Below are 17,244 nucleotides of genomic sequence, written 5' to 3' on the forward strand. Positions count from 1 at the left end.
TTTGTTTTTACTATTTAGAAAATCGATTTTGGTATAAACCTTTATTGAATGCTTTTGCCGCTTCAATTAGTTTTGTATAGGGTTGGTCAGCAATGGTGACAAAACCTACGTTGTAGTTTTCGCCATCCCACGCTCGGCCAGTTGCGGGTGAATCTAAGTATTGGAACCAATGTGCACCAACAAAGTAAGGGTTATCCACTACACTTTGCATGTACTTGGTATACATCTCAGCACGTTTGCTTGGTTTGAAGCACTTACAATACCACCATGGAAAAGACCGGTATCTGTCGAACCAAAGTGGAACTCACCAATCACGCTTGGTTTATCAATTTTTGCTAACCACTTTTTAAAGTGCGCTTTTTTAGGATTGTTGAGGTCGTTTGCATAGAGGTTATAACTCATCACATCGACGTATTTTGCCGCCCCTGCTGCAATCTCTGGCGTTACACCCCAGTCTGCAAAGCGAGCCCCTAAATACATATGATTAGGTAAAACACGATTTAACTCAGCGTCAACAGTTGAAAAATATTTCTCTGATAATAGTGTTAACATTGCAGAGTAATCATTTTTCATACCTTTGTTTAACTTTTCGCGATGATCAAACGAAGTATCAAACTCCTTCCATGAACTAACGTTGGTATTCCATGCATTGTTCAATGCTTTGATTGTTGTATATTTACCTTTTAGATAGCTTGAAAATGCCGCTTTTGCAGGGCTCTCTTTTACATTATAAGATAGGGCATTAATGATTAAACCAAAGTGGTTGGCTTCATTAAGTACGTTACCCCAGCTGATCTCATTGTCGACAAAGATACCTACTAACCACGGGTCGTTTTTATCAAGTTGTTTAGCAAGTCCTTCTGCCATATCGCGCGCACTTACTTTAAACTCAGGGTCGAATGGATCATGAATCGGTCCCCAGTAGTCGTTACCGGTACTAATTCGCGCATGCTTGCCGTTGATCCAACCGTGTGCTTCATAAGCAACTTTTGTTGTGCCATAAAAGGCAGGATCAATCCAGTTTCCTAGCGTTGTAAAGCCCCATTCTTGCATACGATCTAGCGTTACTTCGCGCCATATTTTCATCGCTTTTTCTTTGTTGGTATCATATTTACGCATTAGATTTGCACGATAAAAACTGAATACTTCACCTTTTTGTACCGCTCCTGAATGGACATAGCCAGCATAGTCATAGCTTTCTGCTAGAGGATCTGAATATTCAGGTAACCATTCAAACATTGAACGACGTAGTTCAGATTTCAACTCAGCGCCTTCGCGTTTTTCAGGATTAGTAAAATCAATACCAGTTATTGTAACCGTGTCATCCATACGGATGTTATCAAGACCAGTCATAAAGAATAAGCAGCCTTCAGGATCAACTAAATTCCATTGACCATCGGTTTTTTCTGTACGGAAGTGACCGGTTGCCTTTAAGCGAGGCCCATCAGCCCAACCTCCAAATTTACATCTGCCTTGCATTGGCTGCGATTTACCAATATTGGCGAGCTCTTCTTGACCTTGTGTACGTAACTCTTCAACTGACTTGATTTTTTCGTTCCAATCATCACCTCTAAATTGACCAAATTTATCCACAAGGCCTTCATAACGGCTTGTATCTGCATCAATATTTGTAATTAAACGAATAGAATCGACTATAATTTCAGCGTCTTTTGTTGGGTTTTGAAGATAGAGCTGAATCGAAACAATGTTTGATAGATCTAATGATTTTTCACCCCAACCGTAACTAATTGCTTGTGCATTGTATGATTTTTTTGGCGGTTCACTACGCATGCCTGAAACAATTTTTCCGTCTAATTGACTAAGTGGCATGTAGTAGGTTGCTTTCTCATGTGGTTGTAGTGTCATATAGCTAGAGATACTATCTTTAACACCATCTGCTGTGCCGCCCCAGTTTTTGTTCTCAGCTTGATCCACGCGTAGAAACATTTGTACTGCATCATCGGTTGGATTTTCAATTTCAAAGGCTAGGCTAAAGTTATCTACGACAGACCAGTCCCAAGGTTCTTGTGCTTTGAAGGTAACATTAGGGTAGTCATCAGTAGCCGTGAATTTTATGTGTAATCCCTGACCTTCTTGTGTTTTTACTTTATTGATATTTGTAGCAACACTTCGTTCTGTGTCTACGAAACTGAGTTCACCATCATCAAATTCAGTGATCATTTGTAGCGTTGGAATAGAGCCCGCTTCAATTACTTTTTCTTCAGCAGAGATAAAGTCACCAGTCGCATCGATAAGTTCGAAATTATCAAGGATCACTGTTTGAGCGTCTATTGGCCCTTGTACAAAGACTTGCAGTTCAGCAAGTTTACGTAAGTTGAGGTTTTGCCCATCCCAGTAACCAGGTAGGTTGCGTTTACCACCGTTGAATAGCATTTCTACTGTTCTTGTTTCACCCGCAGGAATCTGTGTCGCATAGTTTAGTTGATTTGTTGCAGCACCCATTTGACCAACGTTATCGACTAATTTGAAAATGATATAAGCTTCTGTATCTGTTGGATTTGTGACATCAACTTTAAAACTGCCTTTGTTGTTCCAATTCCAAGGTTCACCTTGTGGGAAAAATTTTGCATTTGGCCAGTATTTAAATTTATTCGCTTCAGACACCGCTTCAAAATTAATTTGAACCGCATTTTTGCCTGCTGTTACCCCCGATTTAGAGACCAATTCCGCACTAGCATGTGATGTTTGAGCATTTGACAAAAAGGATGCTGTTTCAAAGTCTGGCAGTGAAGTTGCAGTATTGCTTGACGCATCTATTGCCGTATTTTTGGTGTCTGTTGATTGACAACCAACTACACCAAGTAAAATTGCTGGTATAACCAACGAAAGTTTATTTTTAATCATGATTTATCTTCTTAATTGTTACAGCATGTACGTTAATGAAATTGAAGAAACCTATTAACGTTAGCTTTTTGCTAAAACACTTTGCCACTCATTTAATAAGCGCCTTGAAGTTGAGGAAAAAGCCCGATAAAAGTGTTTATAGGGCTTTAAGGTTTTAACTAAGGGTAAGTCACTATTATTTTAGGATTTACCATAGCGTAACTCTTACCACCAAGCTTCAAATTGAGCGCCATAGGTTACGGCATCGTGTTTACCCATTTTCACATCGCCATCTAATCCCCAGCGGTCATAAACTTTAGTTTCGACATCTTGTTTTGCATAGGTTACAAAGAAGTGAATAACAGGACGATCCCAGAAGCCACCACCTATGTGTAAGTCTTGACTAAGTGTAACTTTATGGCCTTTGTTTTTCCCATCATCACCGGAGTTTACAGCAGTAAAATCAATCATTTCATAGCCAAGTTCAAGCTGTGTAGAAGTGCGTGTATTCCAGTTATAAGTATTTCGAACTACAAATGTATCCCAATCAGAATCGATTACTTTCATACCTGATTCATCGCGAGATTGTTGGTCGTATCTTGCTGATTCATGTTGCCAAATATATGAAACACTGAAAGCTTGGTTGAATGCATGGTAACCTTGCCAGAAACCACCGATTTGATACTCTGGTAAAGGCTCCCAACTACGTGTCATTGAACCTGATGCGTTATTTGAATAACGAATGAATAATTCGTTATAAGAGCCCCAATCTCCTAAGCGGAATTTTACAGCACCTTGATAAGCATCACGCTTATTTTTCTGTTTGTTTTCACTATCTGGACCTGATGGAGTACCAAAGTTTGCATATAGATTCATTGATAAGTCATCAAGTAGTTTGATGTCTGATAATGAAGAACTAAATGCCATTAACTCACCAGCACCATCTGCAGGCGCTTCAGCATAAAGGTTGCGTGTAACACCAAAATGAAATTTAGCAAAACCGAAATCGACGTTTTCAATACCAAAACCAGAACCATCATTAGACATTGATTGTGAATCTGTTAAAAAGGTTTCTACACGGTTGAAGTAACGCTTACCAGCCCAGACCGTTGCACTAGGGTTTGAAGGAATAAGGCCTGAACCTTGTGTATAAAGCTCATCCAGATCAAGGTCTGTTCCATACACAACATTGGCTTTTATGCCCCAATCCATATCATTTGTTGTTTCCCAACCATGAGCGATATGCATCTCTAACCAGTTTGCTTCATTACCAAGGCGGCCACCTGATGAGTTAGTGTAGGTATTGCCTGGTAAACGGAAGATATTCATACCATTATTCGCCCAGTCATAACCCGATTTATTTAAGATATCATCACTCGTAGTAGCCATGCCTCCTTTTGCGTAACCATGGTAACTAAAGCCTTTGTCAATTGCTTGAGCCGAAAAGGCAAGCATTATTCCGGAAAACAATGCTGAGTATTTTAAAAGGTTGTTTTTCATTTTTCGTCCTTAGATAAATGATGAAGTAAAGTTATAAATAATCGATTTCCTAAAATAGGTGTTTATTTATGGGGGTATTTTAAGGAATGGACAACCAATTTACAGTGATAGGTTTAACACTTTGGTTATATTATTAACCCTTATTATTTGTAGGTATATATTGGCTTTTGTTGTTCTTGTGCAATAAAGCATTGTTTATCAGTTGTTTAGGGCGTTTTGTTGGGTTTTTATACTTTTGTTTGTTAAGTGTTAATATTCATAATTGTGCTATGAATCACGAATTGGTAAATGATTGTTGTTTGTTGGTAGTTTGCCACTCTCTTGTTGGTAGTTGAATGGATGGTTATTTTTCCTTCGTTTTCTGTAAGTTGTTGAAGTTGAGCTTGTTTTTATGTTGCCCTATGTCCTTGTAATTGGTTGAACTGTTTGCATTTAAAGAGTGTGAGTATATTTACCCACACTCTTTATTGATAATATGTTATTTATAACGGCGAGGGTACATCTCATTATGTAGGCGTTTTGCTGCTGCTACCATAGGTTTATAGGGTACATCTGCAATAGAAACAAAGCCAACATTATAGTTTTCCCCATCGTAAGAACGGCCTGTTATAGGAGAGTCAATGTATTGAAACCAGTGAGCACCGACAAAGTAGGGGTTATCGATGACAGTATGCATATAATCTTCATACATTTTACTACGCTCTACTTGGTTGTCTGCACTCACTAACCCTGGATGATATAAGCCAGTATCTTTAGAGCCAATATGGAACTCGCCAATAATGCTGGGCATATCGACCTCTTCTAAAAAGGTCCACTGCTGTGGATGTAAGCCCTCTTTGTAGTAGTTGTAACTAATCACATCACAATGTTTTGCAGCGGCTCTCACCACATCGGGGGTCATACCCCAATCTGCAAATCGTGCACCTAAATAGAGGTGGTTTGGTAGCTGTGCTTTTAATGACTCGTTAACCACTTTGAAATACTCTGCAGCGTAGATCTCTAATAGCATGCCGTAATCTTCTAATTGTGCTTCGTTATGGGCTAATCCTGAGACCCCTTTTTCTATCACTTGCCAGCTTGAAAATGCCGTTGACCAACTACTATTTAATTGCTCAATGGTGTGGTATTTCTCTTTCAGCTGTTGTGTAAATACCGTTTTAGTTGGTGAAGTTTCATCATCAAGGCTTAAGGTGTGAATGGCAATACCGTGCTGGCCTTCGATAGTGCCCATGCGCCCCCACGATTTTTCATTATCGATGAATATCCCCACACACCAAGGAGAATCTTGGATCTCCTCCTTAATTTGAGCAACGGTCACTTCAGCGCGCTCTCTAAATAATGGGTCAAAGGGATCAGGCAGTGGCGACCAAAAATCATCGCCACTACTGACGGTTTTAAAGTTACCAATTATCCAACCATTAGCAAAAAAGGCGACTTTTTCATTGCGGTAAAACTCAGGTGCAGCCCAGTTGCCCAAAGAGGTAAAGCCCCAGTTGATCATACGGTCAATGGTGACGTCACGCCATTTTTGCAGGTAATTTTCAGTGCCATATTTGCGCTCTAAATTGGCGGAGTAGAAGCTGAAGGTTTCGCCGTGGTCTAGTGCGCCATCAAAAAGTTCACGCATATAACCATAATGTTGACCTAATGGCTCATCGTATTTAGGCAACCAATTAAAACAGTCACGGCGCACTGCACTGCCTACAAATGCCGTTTCTTTAGCTGCATCAGAAGCAGTGATTTTTTCAATCGAATCTTCAGGTGTTAAATCATCCGGATGACGTTGTTCGATAAGCGCTTGATCATAATCGATGCCGGTAATGGTGTATGCGTTCGCAAGGCGAATAACATCAATACCGGTTGCAAAGTAAGGGTAGCCCTCTGGGTCGATCAACGACCATTGGCCATCAAATTTTTCTGTTCTAAAATAGCCTGTTGCTGTAAATTTTTTCGCACCGGTATAACCACCAAAGCGTGAGCGGTTAGTGAGCGCTCCCTCTTTTAGCTCTGCTAACTCCTCGTTCATGAAGCGAGTTAATTGTGCTTCATCGTGTACTTTTTCAGGATATTCAAACTGTGCATTTTGACCAAACTCATCGATGATATTGGTGAGAAACTCAGGGTTAACATCAGGGCTTAGCATTAAGCGAAATTGGCTGAAAATAAGGTCATGATCAATCAACGTTCCGTGGATACTCAGTTCAATAGACGCAATTGCTGTCAGGTCAATATTCATTGACCCCCACATCCAGGTTGCATATTCAAAGGGGCTAGACCATGGTGCAGGGTTGGAACGAAAACCTGAATAATAGTTAGTGCGGCCTGTTAAATATTCACCTTTTAATTCAACAAGGTAAGTATTTTTTGTTGACCCTTTTATATTAATACTACGGCTATGCATGGTGCCATTTTTATCGAATATATTGATAAACACCTGTGTAGAGCGTGCTCCGAGATTGTTTGCATCGAAGGCAAAACAGAAGTTTGTTAATTGGCTCCAGTTCCATAAAATATCGTTTTGAGGCTTTAAAAAAACAGAGGTTTTAAAGTTTTCTTTACTTTGAGTATGTATTTTTAAACCATACTGCTGCTCATCATGTTGAGAAACAATCGGCGTGATTTCTGCATCTACATTTGAAAATGAAAATTCGTTGGGCAGTTTTGCATCGTTAAAATCAAACAGAGTGACTGACGTGTCAAACTCTGATCTTTTGATTGCATCTTGGGTTGAGATTACCATTATTTATTTACCTATGATTAATTGTCTTATCCTTTATTGATTCTAGACCAATTGAGTGTGGGTGTTAACCAATTTTAAAGGCTAATATATGATCTGACTCGCATCATGACGGATTAATCACCCTGTAATGCTGTTAACATTTTTATCCATATTTTTGAAATTGTTATCACTTTGCCATTGGCATAGTTTGTAATAAAAATAATGTTGGAAAATTCACTATTTTAACCCTGAAATAAAGGAATAATTTTTTGTTTTGTGTGCTGACAATAACTCACCTATTGCGCTCTATTAACAATGGGGTAGACTGGCATTATGAAAACAGTTTACGTTTATTAAAAATTATAAATGGTGGTTGATGCATGGATAAAGTAAATACTAAAAGACGTTATTACGATATTGGTTTACAAATTGAAGGGTTGCTCTATTCTGGTGTTTTTCAAGCTGGCGAGCGACTGCCATCAGAGCGCGAATTAAGTGAAAGATTTGAGACTAGTCGTGCAACCATTCGAGAAGCAATTATTATGCTTGAATTGAAAGGGCTCGTTGTTGTGCGTCAGGGGGCAGGAATTTATTTTATTGATTCGCCAGATAAAATCACTAACCGTTCTTTTATTCCCCATAGTGACATTGGCCCCTTTGAATTGTTGCAAGCGCGACAAATCATTGAAAGTAATATAGCTGCGTTTGCGGCAAGCCAGATTAAAATTAATGAACTGCGTGAATTAAAGAGAGTACTCGACGCTCAAATTAATGAACTCGATGGTGACAGCGAAAAATTTGAAGAGTTAGACCGTCAGTTTCATAGTTTGATTGCTGAATCAACACAAAACAGAATGTTGATTAATCAAGCTAATGAGATGTGGAAATCGGTTAGAACTAACAATCCTCTTTGGCGTGAACTTAATAATCAGTTTCTCCATAATATTGAATTAAAAAAGATGTGGCTCAATGATCATAAGCGTATTCTTTTAGCATTACAAAAAAGATCTTCTGAAGAAGTACGTCAAGCGGTATGGCAACATATAGAAAATAGTAAACAACAGTTAATGAAAATAGCAGGTAGTGATGTAGAGAATGTAGATTTAGAGGATTACTTCTTTAGCTTAGATCTTGACATTGAAATGTGATACTAATCTGGAGAGATATTAGGTCCATTTTTTGCTATTAGATAGCCACGTTGCATCCAATCGCAATTATTCAATCACAGCTATAAAAGTAAGTGAATACTTGCTTTTATAGCTAAAGGTTAGCCTATTTTAAGCACGGCACCCGATGAGGTTTTATATTTCCCGCCACGAAGTGCACAGAAAAGATATTCTGGTTTACCATCACGCATCAGCAATTGTGGACGTTCAAAGCGTCCTTCATGATAAACCGGTTAGTTGTTCATCGAAATAGTGGTGAGAGTTCATAAATGATATCGTCGGTTCAGACCAATATATTCCATCTTGTGATTCAAAATAGAGCCCATATTGGTGATTCCAAACACCCATGTCGCGCATAATCATTTTGAATTTTCCATCTTCTGACCAAACATAAGCATCTTCACTTTGTGCATAGCCTCCTTGTGCGCGTAAATCAATGATAGGCTGCTCTCTTTTAATCCAAGGACCCGCTAAACTATTTGCAACAGCTAATCCATATTGTCTATTTGAGCGTTTCCAATCTCCCTCCTGGAGGTCTTTTTCCCAATCGCTAATTGACCAACTCTTATAATAGAGCCATAACTCCCCATTAGGGTGTTGCAGTAAAGCGGGGTTAGATGTACATATTGAATCCCATGCATTACAATCTGGGTTCGTTTCAATAATAGGGGTGTCACAGCGCTTCCATGGGCCATAAAGTGAATCTGAGGTTGCCATACCAATACGCTTACTGTAAACGCTGCCCTCAGTGGTGCCGATATAAAACAGTGCATATTTATCACCAATTTTATGAATGGTTGGGTTATGGCAAGTCATTGAATCCCACCAGTCACCGCCTCGCCCTGTAAGTGCGATATCTACGGTTTCATAAGGACCTTCGGGTTTGTCGGCAATAGCATGTGCTATTTCACAACAGGAAAGCCAACCAAGGTGGGTTGCTTCATTTTTCCAGCGTGAATAAAAAAGATGAACTTTGCCATCAGGGCCATATATCGGAGAGCATCCCCATACATTATTATCTTTATCTTCTAAAATACGGCCAACACCTGTGAGTTGATAACAAAATTCAGAAATAATTGCAGGTTTATTTTCAGTGATCGATAACATTATCTTCTCCTGATCAGAGTGATTAAAAAGGTTGTGGGATTACTGTTGTGTGGTTGTGAATAGCGCAGTGGTATTGTATTGAAAATGCCTCTCACATAGAGAGGCATTGAATAGAGGGGATTATTTAACAGCGCCTGCTGTCATACCATTAACAATCTGTTTCGACAATGCGAAGAATAGTATTAGTAACGGTAACGATGCAAGTACCGCTGCTGGGAATAACTGTGTCGGATCAACCGAGTAAGTTCCTAACAGTCTTAATACAGCTGGCATAATTGTTAGTTTAGTCTCAGTGGTGATGTAGATAAGTGGGTTAATAACATCATTCCAACAAGATAAAGTCACAAATATTGCAAGGGTACCCGTGATTGGTTTAAGCATTGGGAAAATGATAAACCAGTATGTTTGTAGGAAACTAGCACCGTCAAGGCGTGCCGCTTCTTCTAACTCAACCGGAATCGCTTTGATAAAGCTGGTATAGAAGAAAACACCTAATGGTAAGTTACCTACACTATAAACAATAATTAGACCAATAGTTGAATCAAGTAGCCCTAAATCACGCATAAATAGGTAAAGTGGTGTTAGTGCTGCAAAGGGTGGAATAATCATACCTAACATAAAAAATATGTAAGCAAAGTTTGATATTTTGCCACGTAGTCGTGCTAACGGGTACGCCGCTAGTGAAGACAAAATAGCAACCACAACAATGGTCGATACGGTAATAACGATGGTATTAAAAACAGCACCAAAGTAGTTCATTTCGCCAATGACGTTAACGTAGTTTTCCCACTGTAGAGTATTAGGCAGACCAAGCGGGTCCATCATAATCTCTTTACGTGTACGGAAAGACATGAAGAGCATGTATAAAACGGGTGATACGATAACAAATGTAAAAAGACCCATTAATGCAGTTAAACCACCGATTTTTAAGCGACGCGTTGTAAATAGGTCTTTTATTTTTTGACCAGTGTCTGTGCTAGATGTAGCTGGGTTAGTGATTGTAGTGTTCATTAGATACGATCCTCTCTTGCACGTAGGTAACTGTTTTGAACTAATGTGATGATGCCAACGAAGCCGATCATAACAACTGAAAGGGCGGCAGCCATACCATATTTAAAGTCTTGGAAAATTAAGTGGAAAATTTGTAATCCTAGCGTCATTGTTGCGTAATCAGGACCACCGGCTGTCATGATAAACGGGAATTCGAATGATTTAAGTGTACCAATCGTTGCGAGTGTTAAGTTAACCGTGATTGCTGGAGCCAGTAAAGGGATATCGATGTGCCAGAACGATTTCACCGCAGATACACCATCTAGCTTTGCTGCATCTTTAATTTCTGAAGAGATACCTGCATAACCCGCTAAAAATATTGCAGTAGAGTAACCAACAAACATCCAAACATGTACTGCTGCAACTGAAAAGATTGCAATTGAAGAATCACCAAGCCAGACCTGTTGTAGGTTGTCCATACCTAAAGCAACAAGGGCTTCATTTAGGCCACCGCCTATTGGGGCGTATAAATATTGCCATATATAACCCGCAATAACTAAAGAGAGCATTGATGGCACAAGAAGAGCTGTTCGTAAAAAATTACGGACAACGGGTAAGCTGTTCAAAATGGCAGCGAAAACAAGCCCTATACCATTTTGGAAAACAACGACTACTACGCCATAAACTAATGTGTTTTTAAGGACTTGAATATAACGTTGGTCTTGGAAAATCTCTTTATAATTTTCGAAGCCTATCCATTTAGCTTCACCAACCCCTGCATACTCTGTCATCGAGAGAGAGAAGCCATTCATAACTGGGTATATCATGAAGATAACATACATTAATAGCGCTGGAATTAGCAGATAGAGTCTTTTATCAATTTTCACAACCATTTACCTTTTTAATAATAATAACTAAGTTAAAGGCAGCTAAGCGTGCTTAGCTGCCGACAGATTTAGCGTTTAGCTATATCTTTTTTCACTATCTCATCCCAACGTTTTAAGATTACATTGTAATCTTGTTTCGGGTCCAACATGAACGATACGATATCATTTACCATGTCTCGTGTTAAATCTACAGGTAAAGCGCCAACAGGGAAGGTGACATAATGTAATCCATCACGAGCTTTAAGGTAATCACCCGCTACAGATTCAGGTAAACCAGAAGTACCACCTGCAAGTGACGTTAGGCCTGTATCTGCTTCTAAGAATACTTTAAGATTTTGATTGTGAGTCCAGAAATCAATCCATTTTTTAGCTGCATCAACATCTTTAGCAGCTGTTGGAATTGCCCAACCTGGACCAATGTAATCTAATGTAACGCCCGATGAGCCTGTTGCCGATGGGAATGGGTGAACAGAAAAATTCTCTGGTAAAGAGTCGTTCATAAATGGAGTTATATTCCATAGACCTTGTGGTAACATCGCAACTCGACCTGATTGGAATGTCGTTAGACCAACAGACCATGGATCCGTACCAGCAGAGATTTTAGGATCAAAACATTTTGCGTCAATCAATTTACGGAATGATTCAAATGCCGCTTTCATTGCTGCGTCATCTGCAAATTTGATATCACCGTTGTTGAATTTAGCTAGGCGATCTTGGCTTGGCACGTCACCATCAGCAAGACCCATTGCTAAGAAAAAGATATATGGAGTCCAACCGCCATTGTTCGCTGGTAGTACCAAAGGTTGAATGCCTTTAGCATTTAACGTATCACAAGCAGCTGTGAAGTCAGCAATCGTTTCTGGATAAGCTTTTATACCAGCTTTAGCGAACAGGTCATCATTTACATATACACCCATTCCTGATATTTGCAGCATTGCATAATAAGTTTTATCATCAAGACCTAAGTAAGGGCGTAAATCAGGTTGGATGCGTGATACAAAAGATTGGTCACCAATATCCATCAGCTGGCCATTACCACCCCAGTGAGTGATGAAATCTTGGTCAACCATGATCACATCTGGAGGAGTTCCTGCTTGGAAGCGTGCAGGGATACTTGTTACCATATCATTACGTGACATATAGTTTAATTTAACTTTGATATCTGGGTTTTCTTGTTCGAATTTTTTAATGAGTACTGGGAAGTTAGCAACTTCAGTACCGGCTCCTTTCCAACTTGCCACCTCAAGTTCTACTTTTGCAGCAAATGCAGAAGTGGAGAGTGCTAAAGCAGTGAACATAGCTAATTTATTGAGTTTCATTTTTACCATCCTTTATTAACCCAGAACCAAATAGTGGCGCTGGAAGTTTTTGGTTGTTGTGAGTGTCACTATAAAAATTGGCTTACCAAATTTTTGCTAAGGTTAACAACTTTCCGCGAAAGAGAATGTGATTGGGCTCAAATTAAGTGACTCGACGTATTAAAAGTGAATGAAATAAACTTAAATTATGAATTAAATCACATTCCTTACTCAAACAGTTAAAATTCATTTACCAATAATGATTTTTTGAGGTAGTTTGGTTGATAAATAGGTTCCCTCAAATATTAAGGCTAAATGAAATGGCAGATATAACACTCAGAGACGTAAAGAAGAGATTTGGAAAAGTTCAGACTATCCATGGAGTTGATTTAGATATCAAACACGGTGAATTTGTTGTTTTTGTTGGTCCTTCTGGTTGTGGTAAGTCTACTTTACTACGTTTGATTGCAGGCTTAGAAACAATTTCTGATGGTGAAATTTATATTGGCGACAAGCTAGTTAATAATGTTGAGCCATCGGAGCGTGGTGTCTCTATGGTATTCCAATCCTACGCGTTATACCCTCATATGACGGTAGAAGAGAATATGGGATTTGGTTTACGCATGAATGGTATGTCAAAAGCCGAAGTTAAAAAACAGGTTCAGCTTGCTGCTAAGACGTTACAACTTGAAGCTTTGTTAGATCGTCGCCCTAAAGAGTTGTCTGGTGGCCAGAGGCAACGTGTTGCAATCGGACGTTCAATCGTAAGAAAACCAAGCGCTTTCTTATTCGATGAGCCACTTTCTAACCTTGATGCTGAGCTGCGTGTTGAGATGCGTCTACAAATCGCACGTTTGCACCACGAAATCGATACAACAATGGTTTATGTAACACATGATCAAGTAGAAGCGATGACGCTTGCTGATAAAATTGTGGTACTACGAGATGGTAGAATTGAGCAATATGGCTCGCCACTTGAGTTATACAATAAACCCGTTAATACCTTTGTTGCTGGCTTTATTGGTTCACCACGAATGAACTTTATTGATGTTGATGTTGTTACAAAGAGGGGGAAACGTTAACAGTTAAACTAGGGGATGATCAGATTATCCCGATTACTATCAAAAACCTTGAAAACATTACTCTCGGCGAAAAAGTGAAAATTGGTATTCGTCCTGAGCATATTTATATGGACGGTGAAGGTGAAATTACTATTAAATTCCAAAGTGAGGTTGTTGAACGTTTAGGTAACAGCACTTATCTGTTCGGTCAGTTTGCAAAACAATCTGGATTTGTTGTACATCACCCCGGTGATAAAGAGGTCGTTGAATTTGAAGAGATTGAATTGACCTTAAGTGTTAACGATTTTTATGTATTTAGTGAAGATGGTTTATGTATTAGCAATGGTTAATTTATTAGCGGTTGCTTAACCTCTTTTTATCTACCACTAAAAACCTCGCAATCGCGAGGTTTTTTTATGCAACCTATTTTTGTTCGTGTTTTATATCGACTACATCAATTAATGCAATCGGTAAGTAACTATTCAACCACATTAAATTTAATGCTGTTTTAACCAGTAAAATAGAATAACTATTTATTGTAATCATAACCATTAATACTAATTTGCATAAGTATCTGATCTCGCTATTACTCAATCATGCGCCTTGCACTGCATCCTTTTTCTTCAACAAGCCTGACCACAGTATTATGCGGAATGGTATTTAAGTATGGATGTATTAATATATCAATCAACATAGGTCAATTAATCGCCTAAATTGGTATGGGTGTCTTTTGAATTTAATTTCCTCTTAAATCGTGATTAACGCCTCTAATAATTAGTGGCTTTTGTTATTTACCGCTGTCCACTGCTCTTTCACCCCTTTTTATTTTGTTTTTTTGACCTATTTTTTATGTTTGTATTTTATTTAAGATCAACAAAATAGCTGTTTCAGCGCTTCATAACGCAAAAACATCAATTTTGGTCGGCAATTAACCCCTTTTTACGGTATATTGGTTGATGATTGGTAATAGAGGTATTTATGGGAAATTTAAGTTCAAAAAGACGTTACTTTGAGATTGGCACACAGATAGAAGAGCTGCTCTACTCTGGTGTCTTCAAAGTGGGGCAGAGGTTGCAATCCGAGCGAGAACTGAGTGAAAGGTTTGATACTAGCCGTGCAACAATTCGAGAAGCGATTATTATGTTGGAGCTGAAGGGACTGGTTTCGGTTAAACAGGGCTCGGGCATTTTCTTCAAAGAAAACATTCAGTCGAGTATACCGAGATTAGGCTCGCTTGAAAATGATATTGGACCATTTGAATTATTACAAGCAAGGCAGATAGTTGAAAGTAATATTGCCTCTTTTGCTGCGACTCAAATTAAACCAACTGAGCTTAGAGAATTGAAGGAGGTATTGACCTTACAACAAAATGAGATTAATGGTGATAGCAAAAAGTTTGAAAAATTAGATCAAAAATTTCACCAGTTAATATCAGAATCGACTCAGAATCGAGTGCTTATTCAACAAGCCGCAGAAATGTGGAAAAATGTACGGGTAACAAATCCTTTGTGGTTACAGCTTAATACAAAGTATCTGCATGAAGAGAAGTTGCAAGCACAATGGATTAATGATCATAAAAGAATATTAGTTGCCTTACAAAGGCGCTCTCCTGAAGATGCGAAACAAGCGGTATGGCAGCATATAGAAAATAGTAGGCAAGAGCTGATGAAAATAGCCAGTGCCTATGATGAAGATGTGGATTTAGATGATCTGTTTTTTGCTTCAGATATTTAGTGATGAAAAATCGAGTAATATATAGTGGATTTTTTACTACATATGGTTTTTATTTGATGCTTATCACATAGTAATTGGTTTAATGTTTGCTACAATGCGGTAAACCAATTGCCGTTTGATAGATTTAAATGGTTTATAAACTTAAATTAACAGCGATTATGATGGAGTAAAAATGAAACGTTATCAGATGTATGTCGATGGAAAGTGGATCGATGCTAAAAATGGAAAAATTGACACAGTAATAAGCCCGTCTACTGAAGAGGTTGTTGCTGAAATTCAAGACGGTGATGCTTTAGATGCTGATCATGTATTGAGCGTGGCTAAACGTGCTCAATCTGAGTGGAAACGAACGACTGCTCGCTACCGTGCGGAGTTAATGCGTAAATTTGCACAAGAGATCCGTAACAACAGAGAACGCTTAGCTGAGTTACTCGTTACAGAGCAAGGTAAACTACTCCGAGTTGCACTTGGTGAGGTGGACGTTGCGGCATCATTTATTGAGTATGCATGTGATTGGGCGCGGCAAATGGATGGTGATATTGTTCAATCTGATAATGAAGATGAGCATATCTGGATTCAAAAAATTCCACGTGGTGTTGTTGTTGCAATTACAGCATGGAATTTCCCATTTGCGTTAGCGGGTCGTAAAATTGGACCTGCGCTGGTAGCGGGTAATACGATTGTTGTAAAACCAACTTCTGAAACACCTTTAGCAACACTTGAACTTGGTTATATCGCTGAAAAAGTAGGTATCCCTGCAGGTGTTTTAAACATTGTAACAGGTGGTGGTGCTAGTTTAGGTGGTGCATTAACAGGTCATAAATACACGAATATGGTGACAATGACGGGTTCAACACCTGTTGGTCAACAAATCATTAAATCAACAGCGAATAACATGGCTCACGTACAGCTTGAGTTAGGTGGTAAAGCACCGTTTATTGTTATGGAAGATGCGGATTTAGAGCAAGCTGCTGCGGCTGCATTACATTCTCGTTTTGATAACTGTGGTCAAGTTTGTACTTGTAATGAGCGCATGTATGTACACGCTTCTGTCTATGACCAGTTCATGGAAATCTTCATGGCTAAAGTGAAGGCGCTTAAAGTGGGTAACCCAATGGATGCTGAGTCTGATATGGGCCCGAAAGTGAACAAACGTGAACTTGAACATATGGTCGAGTTAGTTGAACAAGCTAAAAAAGAGGGCGCTACAGTTCTATTTGGCGGTAACCGCATCACTGGTGGTGAGTTTGATAAAGGTTTCTGGTTTGAACCAACTATCTTAACAGATGTAACGCAAGATATGACAATTGTTCATGAGGAAGCGTTTGGTCCAATTTTGCCTGTTGTTAAGTTTGCGACATTTGAAGAAGTGATTGGGTATGCTAATGATAGTGAGTATGGCCTAGCGACAATGATCTGCACGAAAAACATGAAATATGTTTACCGTTTAACGCATGAGCTTGAAAGTGGCGAAATCTATGTAAATAGAGGCCATGGAGAGCAGCACCAAGGCTTCCACAACGGTTATAAACTAAGTGGTACGGGTGGTGAAGATGGTAAATACGGTTTTGAACAGTATTTAGAGAAGAAAACATTCTACGTTAACTACGCATAATAGACTTTCTATTTAAGTAAAAAAACCGAGATTATTCTCGGTTTTTTTGTTTTATGCCATTCCACATAATATTGTATCAGGGCTTGTTGAGGAAAAATGATGGAGAGCAAGGCGCATGATTGAGTAATAGTAGGCTATTGCGATTGAATGCAACGCAGCTTTCTATTATTTTTAACCAACAAGAAATCAGATACTTATGCGGATTGGTATTACCATAGTATTGCGATTGAATATAGCGCGCTATTTCAAATTACTACCTTCTATTCTTACTCCATACTGCCAGCCAGTCTTTTAATCAAACAGTGGCTTACGCAGAGGAAACT

Annotated in this window: 13 protein-coding genes; 5 read left to right on the forward strand and 8 right to left on the reverse strand. The window is 39.0% G+C overall.

Annotated elements, in window-relative coordinates; genetic code table 11:
- Window positions 1–10: 10 nt before the first annotated feature.
- The 4 genes from AB1A03_RS02910 to AB1A03_RS02925 form a co-directional block, all read right to left on the reverse strand.
- The gene (locus tag AB1A03_RS02910; protein WP_354623075.1) at window positions 11–199 is read right to left on the reverse strand and encodes a hypothetical protein; all 189 of its coding nucleotides are present in this window, start codon (window positions 197–199) and stop codon (window positions 11–13) included.
- The gene (locus AB1A03_RS02915) at window positions 199–2,865 is read right to left on the reverse strand and encodes a beta-galactosidase (protein ID WP_354623076.1); all 2,667 of its coding nucleotides are present in this window, start codon (window positions 2,863–2,865) and stop codon (window positions 199–201) included. The genes AB1A03_RS02910 and AB1A03_RS02915 overlap by 1 nt, the downstream gene beginning before the upstream one ends.
- Window positions 2,866–3,069: 204 nt before the next feature.
- Window positions 3,070–4,344: a carbohydrate porin gene (locus AB1A03_RS02920; RefSeq protein WP_354623077.1), complete on the reverse strand. Its 1,275-nt coding sequence runs from the start codon at window positions 4,342–4,344 to the stop codon at window positions 3,070–3,072.
- Window positions 4,345–4,822: 478 nt separating this feature from the next.
- On the reverse strand, window positions 4,823–7,084 hold the full coding sequence (locus AB1A03_RS02925) for a beta-galactosidase (protein ID WP_354623078.1): 2,262 nt from the start codon (window positions 7,082–7,084) through the stop codon (window positions 4,823–4,825).
- A 359-nt stretch (window positions 7,085–7,443) separates the two neighbouring features.
- Between AB1A03_RS02925 and AB1A03_RS02930 the strand changes: the two genes are divergently transcribed.
- Window positions 7,444–8,211 (forward strand): FCD domain-containing protein, encoded by a 768-nt coding sequence (locus AB1A03_RS02930; RefSeq protein ID WP_354623079.1) that lies wholly within the window; start codon window positions 7,444–7,446, stop codon window positions 8,209–8,211.
- 237 nt (window positions 8,212–8,448) lie between these two features.
- Here the strand turns inward: AB1A03_RS02930 and AB1A03_RS02935 are convergent, their stop codons facing one another.
- The 4 genes from AB1A03_RS02935 to AB1A03_RS02950 all read right to left on the reverse strand — a co-directional run bounded on the left by AB1A03_RS02935 (window position 8,449) and on the right by AB1A03_RS02950 (window position 12,532).
- A complete protein-coding gene (locus tag AB1A03_RS02935; RefSeq protein ID WP_354623080.1) occupies window positions 8,449–9,336 on the reverse strand; it encodes a glycoside hydrolase family protein in 888 nt (295 codons plus the stop codon).
- A gap of 120 nt (window positions 9,337–9,456) precedes the next feature.
- Window positions 9,457–10,347: a carbohydrate ABC transporter permease gene (locus tag AB1A03_RS02940; RefSeq protein WP_354623081.1), complete on the reverse strand. Its 891-nt coding sequence runs from the start codon at window positions 10,345–10,347 to the stop codon at window positions 9,457–9,459.
- Window positions 10,347–11,213 (reverse strand): carbohydrate ABC transporter permease, encoded by an 867-nt coding sequence (locus AB1A03_RS02945; protein ID WP_354623082.1) that lies wholly within the window; start codon window positions 11,211–11,213, stop codon window positions 10,347–10,349. Before AB1A03_RS02945 ends, AB1A03_RS02940 begins: the two co-directional genes overlap by 1 nt.
- A gap of 68 nt (window positions 11,214–11,281) precedes the next feature.
- The gene (locus AB1A03_RS02950; RefSeq protein ID WP_354623083.1) at window positions 11,282–12,532 is read right to left on the reverse strand and encodes an ABC transporter substrate-binding protein; all 1,251 of its coding nucleotides are present in this window, start codon (window positions 12,530–12,532) and stop codon (window positions 11,282–11,284) included.
- Between the two features lie 299 nt (window positions 12,533–12,831).
- On the opposite strand from AB1A03_RS02950, the gene AB1A03_RS02955 reads away from it, so the two are divergent.
- The 4 genes from AB1A03_RS02955 to aldA all read left to right on the forward strand — a co-directional run bounded on the left by AB1A03_RS02955 (window position 12,832) and on the right by aldA (window position 16,921).
- On the forward strand, window positions 12,832–13,593 hold the full coding sequence (locus tag AB1A03_RS02955; RefSeq protein ID WP_354623084.1) for an ABC transporter ATP-binding protein: 762 nt from the start codon (window positions 12,832–12,834) through the stop codon (window positions 13,591–13,593).
- Between the two features lie 74 nt (window positions 13,594–13,667).
- A complete protein-coding gene (locus AB1A03_RS02960) occupies window positions 13,668–13,922 on the forward strand; it encodes a TOBE domain-containing protein (protein WP_354623085.1) in 255 nt (84 codons plus the stop codon).
- A gap of 628 nt (window positions 13,923–14,550) precedes the next feature.
- The gene (locus AB1A03_RS02965) at window positions 14,551–15,306 is read left to right on the forward strand and encodes an FCD domain-containing protein (protein ID WP_354623087.1); all 756 of its coding nucleotides are present in this window, start codon (window positions 14,551–14,553) and stop codon (window positions 15,304–15,306) included.
- Between the two features lie 172 nt (window positions 15,307–15,478).
- Entirely contained in the window at window positions 15,479–16,921 is a 1,443-nt protein-coding gene (gene aldA, locus AB1A03_RS02970; protein ID WP_354623089.1) for an aldehyde dehydrogenase, read from the forward strand.
- Window positions 16,922–17,244: the final 323 nt, after the last annotated feature.

Origin of the sequence: Psychromonas sp. MME2 (assembly GCF_040566515.1) — a bacterium.
Classification (GTDB): Bacteria; Pseudomonadota; Gammaproteobacteria; order Enterobacterales; family Psychromonadaceae; genus Psychromonas.